Source organism: Enterobacter cloacae, from assembly GCF_011078175.1.
Classification (GTDB): Bacteria; Pseudomonadota; Gammaproteobacteria; order Enterobacterales; family Enterobacteriaceae; genus Enterobacter; species Enterobacter cloacae_Q.
Map to the genome: position 1 here is coordinate 25,230 of NZ_JAALCJ010000014.1, position 20,629 is coordinate 45,858.

19 protein-coding genes, 1 other RNA gene and 4 pseudogenes are annotated in these 20,629 nt (G+C 50.3%); 14 read left to right on the top strand and 10 right to left on the bottom strand.

Annotation, left to right across the window (positions count from 1 at the left end; translation table 11 throughout):
- Window positions 1-54 precede the first annotated feature (54 nt).
- Window positions 55-342, bottom strand: a complete 288-nt coding sequence (locus tag G6Q29_RS20580; protein WP_003863119.1) for an RnfH family protein — start codon at window positions 340-342, stop codon at window positions 55-57.
- A complete protein-coding gene (locus tag G6Q29_RS20585) occupies window positions 332-769 on the bottom strand; it encodes a type II toxin-antitoxin system RatA family toxin (RefSeq protein WP_003863117.1) in 438 nt (145 codons plus the stop codon). Before G6Q29_RS20585 ends, G6Q29_RS20580 begins: the two co-directional genes overlap by 11 nt.
- Before the next feature lie 156 nt (window positions 770-925).
- Between G6Q29_RS20585 and smpB the strand changes: the two genes are divergently transcribed.
- The 6 genes and pseudogenes from smpB (at window position 926) to G6Q29_RS20610 (ending at window position 6,120) form a co-directional block, all read left to right on the top strand.
- Window positions 926-1,408 carry an SsrA-binding protein SmpB gene (gene smpB / locus G6Q29_RS20590; RefSeq protein ID WP_003863115.1) on the top strand — a complete coding sequence of 161 codons (483 nt, stop codon included), beginning with the start codon at window positions 926-928 and terminating at the stop codon, window positions 1,406-1,408.
- Between the two features lie 89 nt (window positions 1,409-1,497).
- Window positions 1,498-1,861, top strand: a transfer-messenger RNA (tmRNA) gene (gene ssrA / locus G6Q29_RS20595).
- 194 nt (window positions 1,862-2,055) lie between these two features.
- Window positions 2,056-3,249, top strand: a pseudogene (locus G6Q29_RS20600) (integrase domain-containing protein).
- Between the two features lie 10 nt (window positions 3,250-3,259).
- Window positions 3,260-4,376, top strand: a pseudogene (locus tag G6Q29_RS20605) (SIR2 family protein).
- A complete protein-coding gene (locus tag G6Q29_RS21785) occupies window positions 4,364-4,666 on the top strand; it encodes a hypothetical protein (RefSeq protein WP_242637217.1) in 303 nt (100 codons plus the stop codon). The pseudogene G6Q29_RS20605 and the gene G6Q29_RS21785 overlap by 13 nt, the downstream one beginning before the upstream one ends.
- A gap of 113 nt (window positions 4,667-4,779) precedes the next feature.
- The gene (locus G6Q29_RS20610; protein WP_242637218.1) at window positions 4,780-6,120 is read left to right on the top strand and encodes an ATP-binding protein; all 1,341 of its coding nucleotides are present in this window, start codon (window positions 4,780-4,782) and stop codon (window positions 6,118-6,120) included.
- A gap of 206 nt (window positions 6,121-6,326) precedes the next feature.
- On the opposite strand, the gene G6Q29_RS20615 is transcribed toward G6Q29_RS20610, so the two are convergent.
- The 3 genes and pseudogenes from G6Q29_RS20615 to G6Q29_RS20625 form a co-directional block, all read right to left on the bottom strand.
- The gene (locus G6Q29_RS20615) at window positions 6,327-6,890 is read right to left on the bottom strand and encodes a phage polarity suppression protein (RefSeq protein WP_165466062.1); all 564 of its coding nucleotides are present in this window, start codon (window positions 6,888-6,890) and stop codon (window positions 6,327-6,329) included.
- A gap of 28 nt (window positions 6,891-6,918) precedes the next feature.
- The gene (locus G6Q29_RS20620; RefSeq protein ID WP_165466063.1) at window positions 6,919-7,137 is read right to left on the bottom strand and encodes an ogr/Delta-like zinc finger family protein; all 219 of its coding nucleotides are present in this window, start codon (window positions 7,135-7,137) and stop codon (window positions 6,919-6,921) included.
- A gap of 2 nt (window positions 7,138-7,139) precedes the next feature.
- Window positions 7,140-7,406 (bottom strand): annotated as a pseudogene (locus G6Q29_RS20625) (capsid protein); the annotation flags it as partial.
- A 41-nt stretch (window positions 7,407-7,447) separates the two neighbouring features.
- Here G6Q29_RS20625 and G6Q29_RS20630 point away from each other — a divergent pair.
- The 3 genes and pseudogenes from G6Q29_RS20630 to G6Q29_RS20640 form a co-directional block, all read left to right on the top strand.
- Window positions 7,448-7,639: pseudogene (locus G6Q29_RS20630) on the top strand (primase-like DNA-binding domain-containing protein); the annotation flags it as partial.
- Between the two features lie 145 nt (window positions 7,640-7,784).
- Complete coding sequence (locus tag G6Q29_RS20635) at window positions 7,785-8,609, top strand: RNase A-like domain-containing protein (protein WP_242637219.1); 825 nt, start codon at window positions 7,785-7,787, stop codon at window positions 8,607-8,609.
- Between the two features lie 12 nt (window positions 8,610-8,621).
- Window positions 8,622-8,921, top strand: a complete 300-nt coding sequence (locus tag G6Q29_RS20640; protein ID WP_059443636.1) for a contact-dependent growth inhibition system immunity protein — start codon at window positions 8,622-8,624, stop codon at window positions 8,919-8,921.
- Between the two features lie 823 nt (window positions 8,922-9,744).
- On the opposite strand, the gene G6Q29_RS20645 is transcribed toward G6Q29_RS20640, so the two are convergent.
- The 5 genes from G6Q29_RS20645 to opgC are packed head-to-tail and all read right to left on the bottom strand — an operon-like array spanning window position 9,745 to window position 13,850.
- The gene (locus G6Q29_RS20645; RefSeq protein WP_242637220.1) at window positions 9,745-10,164 is read right to left on the bottom strand and encodes an ATP-binding protein; all 420 of its coding nucleotides are present in this window, start codon (window positions 10,162-10,164) and stop codon (window positions 9,745-9,747) included.
- Between the two features lie 7 nt (window positions 10,165-10,171).
- Window positions 10,172-10,510 (bottom strand): STAS domain-containing protein, encoded by a 339-nt coding sequence (locus G6Q29_RS20650; protein WP_165466314.1) that lies wholly within the window; start codon window positions 10,508-10,510, stop codon window positions 10,172-10,174.
- Window positions 10,500-11,714 carry a PP2C family protein-serine/threonine phosphatase gene (locus tag G6Q29_RS20655; RefSeq protein WP_165466065.1) on the bottom strand — a complete coding sequence of 405 codons (1,215 nt, stop codon included), beginning with the start codon at window positions 11,712-11,714 and terminating at the stop codon, window positions 10,500-10,502. The genes G6Q29_RS20650 and G6Q29_RS20655 overlap by 11 nt, the downstream gene beginning before the upstream one ends.
- A gap of 8 nt (window positions 11,715-11,722) precedes the next feature.
- On the bottom strand, window positions 11,723-12,622 hold the full coding sequence (locus G6Q29_RS20660) for a hypothetical protein (RefSeq protein WP_165466066.1): 900 nt from the start codon (window positions 12,620-12,622) through the stop codon (window positions 11,723-11,725).
- 10 nt (window positions 12,623-12,632) lie between these two features.
- Window positions 12,633-13,850 carry an OpgC domain-containing protein gene (opgC, locus tag G6Q29_RS20665; protein ID WP_165466067.1) on the bottom strand — a complete coding sequence of 406 codons (1,218 nt, stop codon included), beginning with the start codon at window positions 13,848-13,850 and terminating at the stop codon, window positions 12,633-12,635.
- 281 nt (window positions 13,851-14,131) lie between these two features.
- Between opgC and G6Q29_RS20670 the strand changes: the two genes are divergently transcribed.
- Genes G6Q29_RS20670 through G6Q29_RS20690 form a run of 5 tightly spaced genes read left to right on the top strand, consistent with a single transcriptional unit; the run spans window position 14,132 to window position 20,628 of the window.
- Window positions 14,132-15,946: a glycosyltransferase family 2 protein gene (locus G6Q29_RS20670; RefSeq protein ID WP_165466068.1), complete on the top strand. Its 1,815-nt coding sequence runs from the start codon at window positions 14,132-14,134 to the stop codon at window positions 15,944-15,946.
- On the top strand, window positions 15,943-17,274 hold the full coding sequence (locus tag G6Q29_RS20675; RefSeq protein ID WP_165466069.1) for a DUF3131 domain-containing protein: 1,332 nt from the start codon (window positions 15,943-15,945) through the stop codon (window positions 17,272-17,274). The genes G6Q29_RS20670 and G6Q29_RS20675 overlap by 4 nt, the downstream gene beginning before the upstream one ends.
- Entirely contained in the window at window positions 17,271-18,818 is a 1,548-nt protein-coding gene (locus G6Q29_RS20680; protein ID WP_165466070.1) for a DUF3131 domain-containing protein, read from the top strand. Before G6Q29_RS20675 ends, G6Q29_RS20680 begins: the two co-directional genes overlap by 4 nt.
- Window positions 18,803-20,197, top strand: coding sequence for a DUF3131 domain-containing protein (locus tag G6Q29_RS20685; protein ID WP_165466071.1), 1,395 nt, complete (start codon window positions 18,803-18,805; stop codon window positions 20,195-20,197). Before G6Q29_RS20680 ends, G6Q29_RS20685 begins: the two co-directional genes overlap by 16 nt.
- Complete coding sequence (locus tag G6Q29_RS20690; protein ID WP_165466072.1) at window positions 20,194-20,628, top strand: globin; 435 nt, start codon at window positions 20,194-20,196, stop codon at window positions 20,626-20,628. Before G6Q29_RS20685 ends, G6Q29_RS20690 begins: the two co-directional genes overlap by 4 nt.
- Window position 20,629 lies beyond the last annotated feature (1 nt).

A 20,629-nucleotide genomic window follows, 5' to 3' on the forward strand; every position in this document is an offset into this window, starting at 1 on the left:
TCAGCAATGCAAAAAGGTGCTCATTGAGCACCTTTTTTGTGTACGTTTATTTGGCTACTTACCGGATTTCTCTGCTCGCTGACGGCGCAACTCTTTCGGGTCGGCAATCAGCGGACGATAGATCTCAACCCTGTCGCCCTCTTTCAGCACATCACCGAGCTTAACCGGACGGCTATAAATGCCGACTTTATTCTTCGCCAGGTCAATATCACGGCGAAGTTCAAGGATGCCGGAGGCCCGGATAGCCGCCTCAACAGTGGCGCCCTCCTCAAGCGTCACGCGCTGCAAATACTGCTTCTCCGGCAGCGCATACACCACCTCAACAGCAATCTTATGCGACACTGTAAACCTCTTTGGCGCGCGTGGTGAACGCCTGAACCATATTCGAGGCCAGCTCTTTAAAGATACGGCCAAACGCCAGTTCGATCAGCTTATTGGTAAATTCAAAATCCAGATGAAACTCAATGCGGCAGGCGTCAGCGCTCAGTGGCGTAAACTTCCACCCTCCCATCAGTTTTTTAAACGGACCATCCACCAGATGCATCAAAATACTCTGATTGCTCGTCAGGGTATTGCGCGTGGTGAACGTTTTGCTGATCCCCGCTTTGGAGACATCCACGGCCGCAGTCATCTGCGTCGGGCCGGATTCCAGCACCCGGCTACCGGTGCATCCCGGAATAAATTCCGGATAGGATTGAACGTCATTCACTAACTGATACATTTGTTCCGCGCTGTAGGGAACAAGCGCGGTACGGCTAATCTGAGGCATAGCATTTTCCATGGTCACACAACAGACAAATAATAACATTTATCACCTGTTAAAAAAACGCTAAGCCTTATCTCGTGCTAAGATAGCGCGTTAGACCTCACAGGACGCAATGAGGTGACTTTTTAAAATCAGATTACCGACGGCTTTACGACACTTATGACGAAGAAAAAAGCACATAAACCTGGTTCGGCGACCATTGCGCTCAACAAGCGTGCTCGCCACGAGTATTTCATCGAAGAAGAATTCGAGGCTGGCCTTGCGTTGCAGGGCTGGGAAGTAAAATCGCTGCGTGCCGGGAAAGCCAACATTGGCGACAGCTACGTGATCCTGAAAGACGGTGAGGCCTTCCTGTTCGGCGCGAATTTTACGCCGCTGACCGTCGCCTCTTCACATTACGTCTGCGATCCTACACGCACCCGTAAGCTGCTGCTGAATAAGCGCGAACTGGAATCCCTTTACGGCCGCATCAATCGTGAAGGCTTCACCGTGGTTGCGCTCTCTTTGTACTGGAAAAACGCCTGGTGCAAAGTGAAAATCGGTGTTGCGAAAGGTAAGAAACAGCACGACAAGCGAACTGACCTTAAAGCACGCGAGTGGCAGCTCGACAAAGCTCGTATCATGAAAAACGCAGGACGTTGATTCTGCGCACTTATTGTACTATTCAATAAGTTAGCGTTTCGGGCTAGTATCGAGGAAGCGAAATCTGGTATACTGAGTTCAACACTATTGGGGCTGATTCTGGATTCGACGGGATTTGCGAAACCCAAGGTGCATGCCGAGGGGCGGTTTGCCTCGTTAAAAGCCGCAAAAAAATAGTCGCAAACGACGAAAACTACGCTTTAGCAGCTTAATAACCTGCTAAGAGCCCTCTCTCCCTAGCTTCCGCTCTTAAGACGGGGATCAAAGAGAGGTCAAACCCAAAAGAGATCGCGTGGAAGCCCTGCCTGGGGTTGAAGCGTTAAAACTAATCAGGCTAGTTCGTCAGTGGCGTGTTTGTCCGCAGCTGGCGTGCGAATGTAAAGACAAACTAAGCATGTAGTGCCGAGGATGTAGAAATTTCGGACGCGGGTTCAACTCCCGCCAGCTCCACCAAAATTCTCCATCGGTGATTACCAGAGTCATCCGATGAAGTCCTAAGAGCCCGCACGGCGCAAGCCCTGCGGGCTTTTTTGTATCTGTCGTTGTCCGATAACATCCGGCTAAATCCGGTGATTATTGGTATACGTTTAGGTACACGGTAGGATGTATACCTAAAGCGTATACCAATTCATGAAGGAGCGGCCACAGTGGCACGGACAACACGCCCGCTGACCAACACCGAAGTTCTTCGCGCAAAAGCGTTAGAGAAAGACCTAACGCTGCATGATGGCGATGGGCTTTTCCTGATAGTGAAAGCCAGCGGCAAAAAGCTCTGGCGTTTCCGTTATCAACGTCCGGCAACAAAGCAACGGACAATGATGTGACTCGGTGCCTTCCCCGCCCTTTCGCTTGCTGATGCCCGAGGATTAAGAACTGATTACCTTGCCTTATTAGCCAACGGAATCGACCCGCAAATTCAAGCTGAAGTTGCAGAGGAACAGCAGCAAATCGCGCTGGACAGTATTTTTGCAACGGTCGCCGCTTACTGGTTCCAGCTCAAAAGCAAAAGCGTTACCCCTGATTACGCAAAAGACATTTGGCGTTCACTGGAGAAAGATGTATTCCCTGCCATCGGTGAGATCCCCGTTCAGCAAATCAAAGCCCGAACTTTGGTTGAAGCCCTTAAGCCAATAAAAGCACGTGGGGCGCTTGAGACTTTACGCCGACTGGTGCAGCGCATTAACGAAATTATGATTTATGCCGTAAACACTGGTTTGATTGATGCCAATCCAGCATCCGGTGTAGGGATGGCCTTTGAGAAGCCCAAAAAGCAAAACATGCCAACACTGCGGCCAGAAGAATTGCCGAAACTGATGCGTTCTTTAGTCATGTCAAATCTGTCTGTGCCGACTCGCTGTCTCATTGAATGGCAGCTATTGACCCTCGTTCGACCTTCTGAGGCTTCAGGTGCACGATGGGTAGAGGTCGATTTCGATGAAAATCTCTGGACGATTCCAGCCGAACGGATGAAAGCGAAGCGTGAACACATCGTACCTCTATCTCCACAGGCATTAGAGATTCTGGAGGTCATTAAGCCAATCAGCGCTCATCGTGAACATGTTTTTCCGAGTCGGAATGACCCAAAGCAACCAATGAATAGCCAGACGGCAAATGCTGCTTTAAAAAGGATTGGATATGGAGGTAAATTAGTAGCACATGGTTTGCGCGCAATAGCGAGTACTGCAATGAATGAAGCAGGTTTGAATTCAGATGTTATTGAAGCAGCACTTGCTCACATTGAGAAAAATGAGGTCCGGAGAGCATACAATCGCTCAACTTACCTTGAAAAAAGAAAGGAACTTATGAGTTGGTGGGGTAATTTCATAGTGAATAGCAAGTAAGGATATAATAATGAGCACGAGAGAATTTCCATGCAAAGCATCAAACATCTATGACAAGAATATAAATTTCCTATTTGGCTCAGGAGCATCAGCATCGTATATACCTACTTTGTGGCTTGCTGAAAATACTACTTATGAGACTTTATTAACTCATGAAGATTGCAAAGACGTTAAAGATTTCATTTTATGCTCCTATTTCAATGAAATTATTAGAAAAACATTTTGCATAGAGCCAGCTTTAGAAAACAAAAAATACACTTCAACAATAGCTAGCTATACGAATTTCCTAGATGAACTTGTTACGTTATTAGAGAAAAAAGGTTCCAACCAAATTAGAAGGGCTAATATTTTCACTACTAACTATGACCTTTTTTTTTGAGACAGCAGCGGATAATGCATTATCCAAAAAAACGTTCCATTTTAATGATGGTGCTATAGGTTTTAAAAATAGAAGATTAAATATTAGTAATTTTCATATTACAACCTGGCATCAAGGCACGCATGACATGTACAAACATGAACTACCAACTGTTAATTTAATTAAAATGCATGGTTCAGTCTCATGGAAAAGAAATGAGCATGAAACGATAAGCATTAACTACCCAATTACTTCACCAGAAAGAATAAAATTAGAGACAGATAAAACCATAGATGATCTGGTAGCTACTTTAAACAACACCAATGATAATCTTGCTAACTACTTAGACTTAAATCTTAATGATATGAATTTACTTGATGAGTTCAGATCGTATTATGACTCACTCGCAATAGTTAATCCAACAAAAGAGAAGTTTTCAGAAACAGTCTTTCAGCAGCATTATTATCAAAGCTTAAGATTATTAAGTTATGAATTAGAGAAACCACAAACAGTTTTAATTTGCTTCGGGTTTTCGTTTCAAGATGAACATATCCTTGAAATAATCAAAAGGTCTTTAAGCAATCCTACTTTGAAAGTCTTTGTTTTTTGTTACAGCAATAAAAGTAAGCACGATATAAATACAACCGTAAACAACCCTAGAATAACCTATATCTTCCCAAAAGAAGATGAGCATAAAATTTCTTTTGATACTTTCATTGATAGAATATTCAAGTCAGAAACAGGAGACTGGGTCACATGGACGAATTAAATATTGGTAAAGTCACACAAGTAAAAGGAACCACTGTCAAGGCAAAAATAAACCATGACTTGTACCAATCTACATATTTTCACAATGGAAAAATACTTCGCGGTATATCTATAAACGAATTTGTGTTAGTCCGAAAAGGTTATCAGGATATAGTAGGCAAGATCATTGGTGAGGAAATTGTTGAGAATTTTAATATTAGAATCGATGATATTGAACAAAAAAATATGAAAGATTTGTTGAGCTTAATATTCTCGGTTATTTTTTTGAAGGGAAGTTTTTCTCTGGCATAAAATACCTTCCAATGATAAATGATAGGCTATATTTGATTTCTGATGATAAAATATCTGAGATATACAGCTTTAGCAAAAGCACTAAAACCCCACTTATTAACATTGGGAGATCCATGTTAGAGGAATTACCAATTAACATCCCAATAAATGGAGTTTTTAATTCTCACATTGGGATTTTTGGAAATACTGGGAGTGGAAAATCAAATACTTTAGCAAAATTATATCAATCACTTATCAATCGAATTGACAACATAGCACTATTTAGTAGCAAATCAAAATTTGTCTTAATTGATTTCAATGGTGAATATGGGACTCTTGAGAGTTCCTTTCCAGAACTGTGTCAATCAATAAAGCTTAGTACAAAAAAAGATGGTGATAAAATTCATTTCGGAGAAAAAGAGTTTTGGGATGATGAACTATTATCAGCTACTGAAAAAACACAAAAGCCATTTTTAACCCATCTAATAAAGAGCAAGTTAAAATATGATGATGACCTTGGTGAGTATCTAAAAAGAACTATTAAAATAATGTTTGGCACTAATCCTCACAAAGAGACAGTTAATTTACTTAAAAGCCTAATACCTTATTTTGAGGAAGGTGACCAACAAAAAATAATAGACGAACTGTCTCTATTTACTTGGCATTCAGGTCAAGATAAGTATACACACCCTGATAGCTGGCTCGATAACACAACTGAAGTTCTGCAACACACTCAAGCTACATACAACAGCAATTTCAATGTCACCAGTGTATTTGATGAAATTGCTGTACGTGCGACACTACAACTAATAAACTCAGTCTCCAGAAACTATGTCCAATATGATCACATATATCCACTAATAAATAAAATAATAGCTATGAGTTCATCTTTGGCTAAAGTCATAGAAATTAGCGATGCTCAGCAAAATAATAAACCCATATCAATAATATCTCTTAAGGAATGCAATCAGGCCATAAAAAAAACCATTCCAATGATGATTGCAAAATGTTCTTTATTGGAACATAAGTCCTCTGACAATAAGATGGAAAGCTTTCATTTGATAATAGATGAAGCTCACAACATCCTATCTGAAAGCTCTGTAAGAGAAGCTGAAACGTGGAAAGACTACAGATTAGAGTTGTTTGAGGAAATAATAAAAGAAGGCAGAAAGTTTGGCTATTTTGTCACTATTTCAAGCCAGCGACCATTTGATATATCGCCAACTATCGTGTCACAGTTACATAATTATTTCATACATCGCTTGGTAAATGAAAATGATCTCTATCTTCTTAAAAACACCTTAAGTACTTTGGATGCAGCTTCCAGAACGCTCATACCAACGCTTCCTCCTGGCGCATGCATAATTTCAGGAACAGCTTTCCATACTCCGCTGCTTGTGCAGATCGATAGACTTGCTGAAGAGAGTGCCCCACAAAGTGACACGCTTGATTTAGAGAATTTATGGGATCTTTAATTCTATTGCGCGCAATGCTCTCCCCGCCACGCCTGCCCGCTTAAGGGGGCGCTTTTAATGCAGGTGCATGACCGGCCTCAGGGCGCGCCAGTGCTGGCGTTGGCGGGGGATTCAGTGTCGGTAAAACGCATGCAAAACCATGCACCTTATGCATGCATGGCTTTTATACGTAAAAATTGCGGGATTTTCGGGGTTTGTTAAGTGGGCTACTGCACGGCCAGTTCTGCACGGCGGCGGGTGTAATTCAGGTTCTGTGCGGGCGTGAATTTTTCACGACTATCATCGCGCGAGGCCGCGTCAGGTCTGAATCCGATGGCCGTTAAAATGTCATTGTCCTGCGCCGAATAATTAATTTTTTCACCGGCGGCCAGCCAGACCTGTAGCGCCTCACGCAGACAGTCGAGTGAGTGCTGCATGGCGCAGCGCTGAATGGCGGGGTGTTGCCCGGGATAATTCATCAGCTCCGGGGCGAGGGCGGCGGCCAGCTCCGCGCCGTGCGCCTGCATAAAATCATTTAATCGGTCGCGGATGCTGATGCGCTGCACCTCCTCATGCGAGCGGATATAGCGACCGGCAGCCTGATTAATTTCCCATTTTTTCACGTCAATAATTTCACGCAGCGTTTGCATGCTCCGGCCGCTGTGGCCGCTGCCGGCAAGCTGTTCGCGGTATGCCTGTTCGGCCTGCGTCAGTTCTTCCCTGCGTTGCAGCCAGGCGGATTTGTTTGCCTGACAGGCCTCAAAGGCTTTCTGTAGCATCAGTGTGGTCACGTATGTTTCTCCTGATGACTGGCCGTGCTTACGCACCGGCACGGTTAACGGTGGCCGCCGGTGCGGGTACCGGGATAACCGGCTCTGTCGCCGGTGAACGAATAACCCCGTCGATGGATTCAAGCGTGCGGAACGTGGCCGAGCACTCGATGTTCATGCACTGGTGATAGAGCTGTTTGACGTTATCGGACAGGTACCGGCTGGTGCGGGAATGCGCGCTGGTTTTGCAGAACGGACAGTGAAACATGCTTACTCCTCTGCTTTTGTCTCGCCATTCTCAGCCAGCTTTCTGGCGAGCATCATTCTCTTCGCAGGGCTGCGTAACAGCTCCGTATCAACGTCAGTAATCTGCGGCCGGTGCATGCCCGTCACGGACAACACCGGCTCCTGCGTCATATCGAAGTGATACAGGCTGCCCTGACGGCTCAGTGCATTGCGCAACTCGCCGGTGACCACGGACTGCGGGGCGCTTTTACCCTTCATTTCGAGGGCACGAACACGCAGCAGGAAAGCGCGAAAAGCGCGTTCGAAAACACCGGAATCATCGGAAAACGCATATGAAGGCTAACGGATACAGAAAGGTGCTCCGCCTGAAAATGTTCGGGCAGGGGCTGCCCATGATGCTGAAAGAGTACGGCCTGAATCATGAGAAGCGGAACATAAAGCAGGACATACAGACCAACCTGTCGCTGAAAGAGGAAAGCTACGGCGACTGGCTGCCGAAATGCGATGAACCCGCAGCGACATAACCAACCTCAGACCGGCAATAGCCGTCTTTTTATATCAGCTGAATATGATGAGTTTAAATAAATAAGGAAGGTTAAGAATTTACTCTTATCAACCGTAGAAAGTTTTGGCTATTATCGAGTAAGGATATGGGAATGGGATACTGTTATGGAAGAAGGTGGAATGGTCGTTGTTATGTCGCCGGTACAACTGGCGGCGGTGCTTTCAGATAAGAGCGTCACAGAGGCGGAAACACTGAGTAACCGATTGTTGGGTGGACTTGGTGTTTTACTCGGAGCGGTAGAAATGGCCGGTGCCACAGCACTATGTATCGCGCCAGAACCAACAGGACTAACGAAAGCGGGATGTGTGGTTGTTGGTGCACATAGTCTTGACGCTGTTCAAAGCGCAGCCAGACAGGTGATAACCGGTCGTGATACACGCTCAGCCACCTGGCAGATTGCTGTGAGCGCAGCAAGAGAGCTTGGTGCTGATGAAGACACCGCCCTCAATATCGGCATGACAGTTGATATAGCCGTTCCGCTTGGATTTGCAGCTGCTATTGGTGCCGTCCGTGTAGCTGCAATTAAAGCTGGTCGCATCAAATTGATCCAGCATGAATCAGTTACCGGTCTCAAACCCGGCGGGCATACACTCGCAAATCATGTCGGAAAAACTGAAAGTGAGTTACTTGCCCGATTCGAGAAAAATAAGCGACTTGTTATGTCTTCAACATTTAAAGATTTAACTGTTGCTGAAAATGTTATTTCGAGGGCAATCTATCTTAACAGGGCAAATATCAAATCCTTACTCGGAGGTGGTAAAAACGGTGGACGCCTTACCATCAATTATCCTGCCGGTCAGGAGGTTGGGTATGGATTCACGCGAGGCAGCACACAGCGCATCAGCATGCGTGGAGTGAGGATTGTTATCGAACTGCAAGAGTATAACGGAAAACCTTACTATATCCTTACAGCATTCCCGACCCCATAGGACAGGTGGATTATGCAAAGTTTCTATCATCTTGATCAGCTGATTCAGGGTTATTTCAATCAGGATCATGACCTCATAAATGAGGGAGAGGATACTATTGAAGGCACTGTTGAACTCTATAAAAAAACAGCTCCCGACTGGATGTTAAAAGAGTTAGCCGAAGAGGTCGATTCTTTCCTTGCGCTTTACGGAGACAGGCTGGATGAGGAGTTCAAAAGCCGGTACGGATTTGATTTTTCACCTGAGTTGTGGGATTCAACCCCATTCAATTTCCTGATGACTGTGCGCAGACTTGCCCTTTCTTCGAAGTAGCTATAGGTAGACAAACCCGCAGCGGCTTAACCGACCTCAGATGGCAACAGCCGGTCTTTTACTCCCTAAACATAACTTAAGAGTGAACAGTCCACTGTTCACTCTTCACCGTATGTTCACCACCTAACCGCATGGAATTACTTGTAAAAATCAAAGGTGAACAGTTAAATGCAAAATTTTCTTCTTGATGCGATCCACTCGAGAAACAGGTTTGCTTAAACACAGGAAACACTGCAACAAATCGCCATTGGTATACGCTTAGGTATGCCGATGAAAGTTAATTTAATAAATTGCAAATAAAAACAGATAATTAATAAATTTATTCCGACTCCGCCAGCACGAGAAAACGTAGCCCTTTTTTATGCGCAATGCCCACATTGCGTTCATTGCAATATTATTTTCATTTCGTTGGGCATTGAATCGCCACGGATAATCCAGACACTTCCAGACAAAACTATTCCTTTATCGGCCCCGGCGTCACGCTGTCTGCCGAGCAGGTGGTGAACATTTCCGAGCCGTACGGCTACAACATCGGCGCGGTGGCAATGCCATAAGGGGTGACCAATAACCTGCATCTGCATTGTACGGGTGGAAGTGTTCTGGTCCATGAGAGAACACTATCGCTGTCTCGATCCTGATGGCTACGTGGCGGATGACCTACATCCTGCCGGTCGCGACCCATCGAGCCGGTGCGATACGGGAAAAATGACAGGAGAATGCCTGACTGGGCTAATGTTCATAATCATAATGCTGGCGCAGATTGTTAACGGCGACATTGTCGTTATCCACATCCTCCCGAACCGGATCTTCCTAAACGTCACCATTACCCAGCCATCCTCTTCTCCAGAACGGTGATATTTTTCCCCGCAATGTTTTCCACCGTGAAACTATCAACATACAAGAAAATGAGTTTCAGCCCTCTGCCGCTTTCAGCCAAAAGACAGGCGTCGAATGTCGGGTCGTCACGCACCGCCGCGAGACGTTCAGCGGGAAATTTATCGCCATCGTCCGTAAAACGCAGCGTCGCATCCGAGACGGTGGCGATGAACTCCACGGTGAAGCAACGTTTCGGGTCCTCATGCAGCGCATGACGAATAATGTTGCTAGCCGTTTCACAGGCGGCAAGATCGAGCGCAAAGCGCCAGTCATCGCTGACGGGCAGCGAAGCCATCTGATGCTCAAGCCACGCCGCAAGCGGCGAGACGGAGGTTAACGTGGCGGGAAAAGAGATGTTGTTAGCCACAGTCTATTCACTGATTTAACTGCGCAAGTGCCGTGGCGCGATCCGGGCAGATGCGAAATATGCGATCCATACGGGTCAGGGTGAACATGTTGCGTATACCGGGATTCAGCGCGCACAGCAGCATTTCACCTTTACCGTTCATCATCTTCAGCAGGGAAACCAGCGCGCCAAGGCCGCTACTGTCGATAAAATCGATTTTGCTGAAATCGACTATCAGGGCTTTACGATCCTCACCAATCTCCCGGGCAATAGATTCCTTAAATACCGCCGCCACCGAGGCGTCCAGTCGGCGCACCGATGGCGTCATAATGTTTACGTCGCCCAGCCGCTCTGTATCAATCTTCATCATTTACTCCTGTACGCTCAATCACTAATAAGGAAACATCGTCGGCCATGGCCTGCTGATCACCACATTCTCCGCTGCGCCAGCGTATGAGATGCTGCGCAAACTGCGGTAAGAGCCGTTCCAGCGCGAGCGTGGCGTCATCCTGAAGCCGATGCTGCAAACGAGCCTGGCCAAACTGTTCGTTGTCAGGATTTTCACACTCGGTGATGCCATCGCTAAACAGGCAAAGGCGCTCACCCGGTGCCAGCGAAAAGCTTACGTCTGTCCAGCTAAGATCCGGCATCAACCCTACCGGCGCGCCGCCTTCACCGACCGTCCTGACCTCGCCGCCAGGGGTCAAAATAAACGGTGTCGGATGCCCGGCCTGGCAAAGCTTGCCTTCACCTGTAGCCAGGTCGATAACACCGTAAATCATGGTGAAATAACTCATTATCTCAACCTCTTCGCTGCAAAAGCGACCGTTCAGGATCCGCACAACTTCCGCAGGGGACGCAACATCGTCATCGTCCGTAAACAGAAAATGCTCCACCACCCTGCCATGCAGAAACTGACGGGCAACAGCAAGTGACATCATCGCTGCACCAACCCCGTGCCCCGACACATCAACAGAGTAGAACCCCAGGTGATTGTCCAGCGGGAAGACATTGAAAATATCGCCGGATACCCAGGCTGACGGCAGAAAAATCCAGTCAGCAAAGTAACCCCGATAACGCAGCTGATGCGCAGGCAGAACCGACTGCTGGATCCGCGCCGCCACTTCAAGATCTTGTTCTATCTGCCTTAACGCCTCGCTGAGACGCGCATTACGCGCTGCAAGCGTGGCTTCAAGGGACAAAACCCGTGCCCCCGCGTGTAATCGCGCCCGCAGCTCACCCTGCTCGACCGGCTTGTTGAGAAAATCATCCGCACCGGCGTCAAACCCCACGGTCAGATCGCCCGGCTCTTCGCGAGCGGTAAGCAAAATTAAATAAACATAATGTCCAAACTGACGGCTGCGAACTTCCCGGCACAACGTCAGGCCATCCATTTCCGGCATATCCCAGTCGCTGATCACCAGGCTGACTGGCTGGTTTTCGAGGATCTCAAGCGCGGCAACGCCGTTCTCCGCCTCGTAGACGGTATACCCCCACTGCGTCAGCATTCGGCTAAGCAGGCGACGATAAACCAGTGAGTCTTCAACTATCAGGACGTGCTGTGACAACATACGCCCTCCTAAAGCGGTAAGAACCAGATAACGCTGACGGTGCCTTCCCGGAATTTACCGCTGCCGCTCTGGTGACCGGGGTAACGGGTGCCGGAATAGTTAGCATACTGAACAGAGAATGAACCTGGCGTATATCCCGCATAGCCAAAACTATAGCTGTAGTCGCCGTTCCAGGGCTGTTGCTGGCTGCTGTCCGGAAACCAGAACGACGTGGCGCGCACGAAGAAGTGCTGCTTGAAGGTATAACCACACCCGCCCAATACCACGTTCTTGTTTTTGCGGATATCGTTGCTGTCCAGATCGTAATAACGCGGAACCCAGCTGTAGCCCACCTGGCAAATGATGGAGTCGCCTTTGTTGATCAGGAGTGTATTCTCGACGGGTTTCGGCAGCGAAAATTTATACGCCAGCGTCACGGCCCCCTGCTCAAAATAGGTGTGACGACGGTTTCCTGAGGTCCAGAAGCGGTTATCTCCGTAATTGCTGTACACCAGGCTGACAGTGTTGGCATGCCAGTCGTCATAGCCAAAACTGTAACGAAAATCGGCCGTATAGCGGCTGGTGTCCGTCACCGGCAAACGCGATGTCACGTTGGCAAACCAGTAACTGTAAGGTGAGTATTGCAGGCTGAGATTGAGCGTCTGGTTGTATTTTCGTTTCTGCTCTGCCGTGTCCGAGCTGTTAGGGATAGTCATCCACTGCTCTTTCAGACCGGAACTAAAGCTCAGCGCGCCAGAGAAGACGTCTTCGTTCCCGGAGAACAGGCGACCCCAGCGGCTGGTGAACACGCCAGCCTGCACCGGCTCGCCGTTCTTGTCACGTAGTGAGTCCGCATCGTCCTTTGGCGCCGACTCTGCGCCAGTGGCAACGCACAGCAGTGCGCAGGTCAGCAAAAATTTATCCCGCATCAGCCCTTCCTTAGTTAGGTATCCAGCGCGCGGCGACGTTATATTTCGCCATCAGCCACAGCACGCCCAGCGCCGCAGCGTGAATAAAGGTGTTCACTATCCAGGCCTGGCGCCACAGATCGAACGTAACGAACTGGCTTACCAGAAATACGACGTAAACATGCAAAATAAAGGTATAAAGCGAATGTTGACCCAGCGGGATAAGAAACCAGCCTGCGAGGCGATACAGAGGCTGCCAGCACCAGGTTAGCACTAAATAGACGGTCACCATCAGGCAGATATCGTTAAGTACCCTGACGGGTCCAAGGCCATTTTTTGCCGCCCAGGTATGATAAAAAGCGTTAAAGTCCTCCGGCGAAAGGCTATGCATTAACAGTGCGGGCGGCATAAACGGGTTGGTATGGTTTTGGGCGATAAAGCAAAGAACCAGCGCAATCATCACCATTGCCACGAGCACCACCTTACCGGCGGGCGTGCGGGCAAAAGAGATCAAATCCTCCTTGTACCAGCCGCTGCACATTCCCAGCACAAAAATAAACTGCCAGGCCAGCAGCGGAAACGCGAACTCAAACTGAGACGGCGTAGCGCGTACCGGCCACATCTGCCAGCCGCCGTAGACGAGCAATGATAAACCCAGCAGCCAGTAAACATATCCTTTCTGGAGCATCCCCAAAAACAGGGGGCTTAAAAGCAGAAGAAAAATATAGAGTCCAAGGATTTGCGTTTGATGAGGGCCAACTTGCAGGTAGAGAACAATGTTAAACCAGGTTTCTTTAATTTGCGGCGTCACCGGATACAGTGACCAGGTTGTACCAGAGTAACGATCGGTAAAATGGGTAACCTCAAAGACGTTAATAAACGGCAGATATCCTAACAGTAAAAATGAAAGAATAATGATGATATTTACGCGATATATTTTCCATGCACGCAGATAGAGTCCCCAGGATATAGTCAACAATACTGCTTTTTGCAATCTTACACGATTTAACATTCCCAGCATAAATCCTGAAAGGATCACAAAACCCTCAGCGCCAGTAACCAGACCAAACCTTTCCCAGGTAAATATATTAAATATCGACATCACTTCCGTGTGCGCCACCACCATCATCACTAAGGCGATACCGCGCATAAAATCAATACGTAAATCACGTTTATCCGACGCGATGTAACGCCATGTCGTTGGTTTTTCAACGTCTTTATTTATAAGCACAGGCGCAATCTGGCTCATGAGGCGTCGCGTTCTCCATGCTAAAAAGTTTCTTGTATTTTATTTAGATAGCGTAAACAAAAGCATCTGGCAATTTTTGGTAACGCTTAGTATATAATTAAGCGTCGTTAACAATCATTTAAGCACGTGTAAATAAACCATCCCCACCACCTCTGGAATTATTTCCCCCACCATCTACACTTACTTTACTTTTTGTTTAAGGACATTATTTTCCGTTTGCGCTCCCTGTCGGTAACGGGTCTGTTATTAATAACTATCGTGGAAACAGGATATCTTTCTGTATGGATTTTTATTTTACCCGTTTTGAACATCGCCAGCCGCCTGAACCGCTTAAGACACCGCGATGGGTAATGTTAACATGGCAGGTATTGGCCGTTGCCGCGCTGATTTTAGGCGCTAATTATATTTACTGGCGCTGGACAGCTTCCTTAAATACCGACGCATTGTGGTATGCCATTCCGCTGGTGCTGGCTGAAACCCTGGCCTGGATCGGCACCGTGCTGTTCACCATTAACCTGTGGAAAGAAGACGATCCGCCACAAAATCCGCCCCCGGTTGAGATCAATGATTGCCTGCGCCCCGAAGACGCGGAAGCCGCCAGACCCATAAAGGTCGATCTCTTTATCGCAACCTATTCAGAAGATGTAGAGCTGGTCAGGCTTTCTATTCGTGACGCCATGAAGATGGATTACCCCGTCCCGCTGGACTACAAAGTGCACGTGCTCGATGATGGCCGACGTCCGGAGATGAAAGCCGTCTGCGATCAGGAAGGTGCCAACTACATCTCCCGCCAGACCAATATTGGTTTTAAGGCCGGTAATTTGCGAAACGGGCTTGAGCAAACCGACGGTGATTTCCTGATCATTTGTGATGCCGATACCCGGGTCTTTCCCACTCTGCTCAGCCACACGCTGGGCTATTTCCGCGACCCGGACGTAGCCTGGGTCCAGACCCCTCAGTGGTTTTTCGACCTGCCGGAAGGGGAAAGTTTGCCGCGCTGGCTCGGCCGCAAGGTGGGCAAAGCGGGATACGGGCTGGGCTGGCTGGCCCAGACGTTCATCGGGCCGGTAACCGTCGGGCGTGACCCCTTTTTCAACGATCCGCGCATGTTTTATGACGTAATCTTACGTCGCCGCAACTGGGCCAACGCCGCCTTCTGCTGCGGTGCAGCCTCTGTACACCGGCGCGAAGCGGTAATGCAGGCGGCCCTGCGCAGCTACGTATGGACGATTGAAGAAGAGATCGATCGCCACACGCGGGACATTCGCGATCCCGTCATGCGTGAAACCCTTCAGAATGCCATGCGTCCTCACGTGGCTTTCGATACGGAACTGACGCCCTATAAATTTCACGTCTCAGAAGACATTTATACCTCCATTCTGCTCCACGGTGATGCCGCCCGCCGCTGGCGCTCGGTAATGCACCCGAGGATCGAATCGAAAATGCTCTCGCCGCAGGATATGCTGACGTGGATGATCCAGCGCTTCAAATATGCCGCAGGGTCACTGGATATTCTGTTCCACGACAATATTTTCAGCCGCCACCGTTTTAAGCTCTCTTTGCCGCAAACGCTGATGTACGCCACCACCTTCTGGTCCTATCTGGCCTGCGTGTGGAACACGGTTTTCCTGATATCGCCCATTATTTACCTGTTTACCGGCATTCCGCCTGTATCAGCCTGGTCTGAACCCTTTTATCTTCATTTTTTGCCCTTTTTTATTGTGTCTGAACTGGCGTTTATGTTCGGCACCTGGGGTATCTCAGCCTGGGATGGCAGAGCATCGTATCTCTCATTCTTCTCCATGAATCTGCGCGCGCTAGACACGGTTCTGCGCGGAGAGCAGATCAAATTCCACGTCACTCCCAAAGAGCGGCAGACGGGACGGTTTCTTTACCTGGTAAAACCGCAAATCGCCATCGTCGTGCTCACGCTGGCGGGGCTGATTTGGGGCGGTATTCAGGTAGCACGTGGGCAGGTTGACGATCCGTCCGGCTACGTCATCAATATTTTCTGGGGTGCAGTCAACATTGCCGCCATGCTGCCGCTTATCTTCGCCGCCTTGTGGACCCCGGCTGAAGAAGAGGTGAGCGAATGAGAAAACGCGACGCGCTTTTGTCTGCCCGCAGCTACCTCACTATTCTGCTCGGCTTTCTGCTGGGATTCGCTATTGTCGTCTGGGTTGAAAAACAAATGCCGACACGCGTGGAGAGCAGCGGGGGGATGTCGCTGAGTAACGATTTCCCGCCCTTGCCCGCTCCGCGTGAACTGACATTCGAAGAAGCCATCTGGGCGCGGGTGGCCTGGCAATATTATGTGAACAACACGCAGCCGAATGGCCTGGCCAACGCGCATGACGGCGAACCCTGGCTCAGTCTGTGGAGCACCGGCAGCTATCTTTTCGCCGTTGCAGCCGCCAGGCAGCTCAATATTCTTACTTCCGAGGAGTTTGATGAACGCATCGCGGCCGCACTGGCTGCGCTCGCCAGCCTTCCACTCAATCCTCAGGGGTTGCCCGCCGCTTATTACCATGCCGACACGCTGGAAGCCCTGGGCAAACCGGACGCCTCGGCTATCGGCATGGGCCGCCTGCTTAACGCCCTGCAAACGCTGCTGTGGCGCTATCCTCAGCACGCTGGCGCTGTGCGTTATCTGCTCGAACGCTGGAAGATGGGTGCCCTGATTGTCAGCAGCACCACCAGCCAGGCCGCGGTCCCACTCCACCACTGGGCGCTGGCGACGGACGAGCCACGAAACAGCTTCGGCTATCGTCTTTATGCAAGCCATACGCTTCGGCTGATCGACAGCGCGGCGGGACTGGCGGTGACGAATCCGCCAGAAGGGCAGCAGATGATCGACATCGACGGAATAATGGTGCCCGACGAAGGGCTGCGTACGCCGTATGGTCGGCAACCTTCGCTTATCAGCCTTCCCTATTTATTAACGGGTCTTGAGCTGGGTTTTGATGCGCAGAGCGCAGAAATCACGTGGCGCATAATGCAGATCCAGCAGCGCCGACACGGCCTGCGGGTCCGCAAGCCTCCGATCAGCACCGATTATGCCGAGCCCGCGCCAGATTACGTCAACGATCTGCCCAATCGCCAGCCGCTGCAACACAGCGCTCTGCTTGACACAACCCCGGAGCAAACGGCGATAACCTCAACCCGCACCGCCTTTGCCTGGTATGCCCTGTTCCGCAATAGCTGGAGCGAAGCGCTGCGCCAGCAGGTGCAGACGCTACAGGTGCCGGGCAAGGGCTGGCAGCGAGGGCTTAACCTCAACAGCAGCGTGAACGATATCGTAGACGCCGATACCAATGCGGTCATCCTCGAAAGCCTGGCGTACATTGCCCACGGTCAGATGCTTTGTCTGGCCTGCCCTGGCCCCGCCACGCCTCCCACCTCTTCAGCAGGAGCGAAGCCATGAAGCTGAAATCACTACTCTCTTTTCCTCTTCTGGCCGGGCTTATGGCGGGCTGGCTCTCGCTCACTGCGGCAATGGCAGCGACTGGACTTCCCGCCTCTGATTACCCGCCGCGTAACGGCGAACTCACGCCTCGCGAGATGACCATTGCTAAAAATGCCTGGCAATATTTCGTTGCTAACTATCAGCCCACAACCGGCCTGGTAAATGCCGTCAATAAATATCCCTCAACTACCATGTGGGACAGCGCCTCCTATATGGCTGCGATGACGGCCGCAAGGGAGCTGGGGATTATTGATAAAGCTGAATTCGATCGCAGAATGCTGAAATTACTCGCCACTCTGAACAAGCTGGATTTGTTCCGCAACGAACTGCCCAATAAAGCCTATAACACCATTACCGGTCAGAAGGTTAACTACCAGAACAAACCTGGCGAAATTGGCTTCTCGGCGCTGGACATCGGCAGGATGTTGATCTGGCTGAAGGTCATTAAGGAGCGTTACCCGGAATACAGCAACAGCATTGATAACGTGCTGCTGGGATGGAATTTCACCAACGTCATCAATCCCTGCGGCATGCTGTACGGTGCCTACCTGGAAAATGGCCAGCCAAAATACGTGCAGGAGGGGCGGCTGGGCTACGAAGAGTATGGTGCAGCGGGCTTTGCGCTGTGGGGCTTTGGCACCTGTCAGTCCAGTCAGCCTCAGCCCTACGAGCTGGCTGAGATCTACTGCGTAATGGTGCCCTATGACTCGCGCGATCCGCGCCTTACCAGCCAGCATAATTACGTCGTTACCGAATCCTATGTGCTTTACGGCCTGGAATTTGGTTTCGACAAGCCGGCGGACAGGGAAAACAGCCCGCGTGACTACTCACATCCGTGGATGAAAAACTTCGCCGACAGGGTTTACCAGGCTCAGGAGAACCGCTACGCCATCACCGGTATTTTATCCGCTCGCTCTGAACATCAGCTCGATAAGTCCCCTTACTTCGTCTACGACACCGTCTTTAGCGACGGCTTCAACTGGAACACCATCACCGATAAAGGCGTGTATGTTCCCACAACGGCCGCCGTCTCTCTGAAAGCGGCGCTCGGGATGTGGGTTCTCTGGAATTCGCCTTATACCGACCGCCTGCTGGACGCTATTGAAAACGCCAACGAGGCGGACAAAGGATACTATGAAGGGCTGTACGAAAACGGCGACGGCCCCATCAAAGAGTTCACCGCCAATAACAACGGCATCATGCTTGAAGCATTGCTGTTCAAAAAAGAGGGCAAGCTGTTGCAGTTCAACAGCGATAATCCCAAAGATCGCCACTTTGCCCCTTCCTTGTGGGAGAAAAAGCTGGCGGATCTTTTTGAACCCAATAATGCCCCGCGCAACCGTCCATTCCTGAACGGTACGCCCGCAGTGAAAACATGGTGTGAACAGACCGGGATCACCCTGCGCACCAAACCCGCTTGCCAGGCCTGTCAATGTGCGACCTGCAATACGGACGAGCCTGTGAAACTGCCGCCGGTGACCGCGCAATGCTTAAGACCTTAGCCCGCTGGCTGGCTGCCGCCGTCCTCATGCTTATTATCGCCTTCGCCCTGTTCAGCCGGGAAGGCGCAGGGTGGCGCTGGCTGATTAAAGGTGGCTGGCACACCAGCGCGCGCATCAGTAGCCTGACCCCACAAGAGCGGGAGTGGGCGAGTATCGCCTGGCGCTATTTTGAGAATAACACCCAGCCTCAGACAGGGCTGGTCAACGGTAGCGATAAACAGCCGCGCGTTACGCTGTGGCAAATGGGCGATACGCTTATCGCCCTGCTGGCTGCCCGCGAGCTGGGTCTGATCCAGGCGGACGAGTTTGATGGCCGTCTGACGCGCCTGCTCGGAACACTCAATCGCCTTACGCTGACCGAAACCCGCACGCCTGGCAGGCTCTATTCCAGCCGTACGGCCACGCCCATCGACTTCACGGGAAAACCGGCGCAGCGCGGATGGTCGGCGAAAGATATGGCGCGGCTGATGCTGGCCCTGCGTCTCACTGCCGAGCGAGCGCCTGAGTACCGCGAATATCTGGATAAAATCATCCTGCGCTGGAATTTTTGTCCGGTGATGGATCAGGACGGGGAGCTGTGGTCTGCCTCCGTGCAGAATGGACAGCCGGTGATACGCGACGAACTGCGGCTGGGTGAAAGCGAATATGCTGCCAGCGCGTTTCGGCTGTGGGGATTCCCGGCGGGTAAGGCATTTTCCCCACCTTCCCGGAACGTCATCATGTACCAGCGTAGCCTCGCCGTTGACGCGCGCGATCCAAGAACAACCTGGCAGCCGTCGCTGCTCTCCACCCTCCCCGCCATGCTCCCGGGTCTGGAGTTTGGCTGGCAGGCCCCCGGAGTGGCCGCCGATATTCAAAAAAGGCTGCGTGCCCGGGCCGAAGGGGTATGGCTCAGCCAGAAAACACGCTGGGAGCGCGACGGCATATTCACCGCACGCGCCGATTTTTACCTGTCTCAGGCCCCCTGGCACGTTGAGGACACCGTCTGGGGGAATGGCTACGCATGGAATACGTTGGGCGATGACGGGAAAAACTATCCCCGGCTGGCACAGGTGACCACCAAAGCGGTCTTTATGCTCTGGGCGCTGTGGGAAACCGACTACACCGATGCCCTGATGGCTATAACCCGACACCTGAATAATCCGCAACAGGGCTGGTTCGAGGGCCGCGTTGAGGGCACCGGCGACATCAACCCGACGCTAACACTCTCGACCAACGCTATGGTGCTGGAAGCGCTGCTGTACAAACACAACGCCGGGCCGCTGTTTGAAAACGGCCTTGTTAAGAACGATAGCTATTTTGTCCGCCGCGCGTCAGATCCCTTCAACCCGCCCGGCCTCTGCCTGCCCGGCGAACGTGCCGCGAAGGATGCACCATGAAATTTTATCGCGATCTCTTTGATGCCAGCCTGAACCGCGTACTGCCAGAGAATGATAAACGGCACTTTTTTGAGACGTTCTGGGAAACGTTTATCCATATGTCACCCGAGACGGAACAGCACTTTACCCGGGACCAGGGCGGGGATGGTCAGCAGACGATCTTCAAGAGCTTTTTCGCCATGCTTGCCGTTGACGGTGCGCTCTTTGTACCTGATTTTCTGGAACGCCTGGCACGTGAGCAGAGTGATGAAGGACTAGGCCTGCCACCGCGATTTTTCGGCCTCTGGCGGGAGGCGATGCTCAGAACCGTGCGCGCCTGCGATCCCCTTTGCGATGAAGAGATCCTCACGGCCTGGGCGATGGCGATTGCGCCAGGACTGGAGTATCTGCGCCGCCAGGCGGAGCTGCACTATAAGGCCAGAGGTGAGTAAC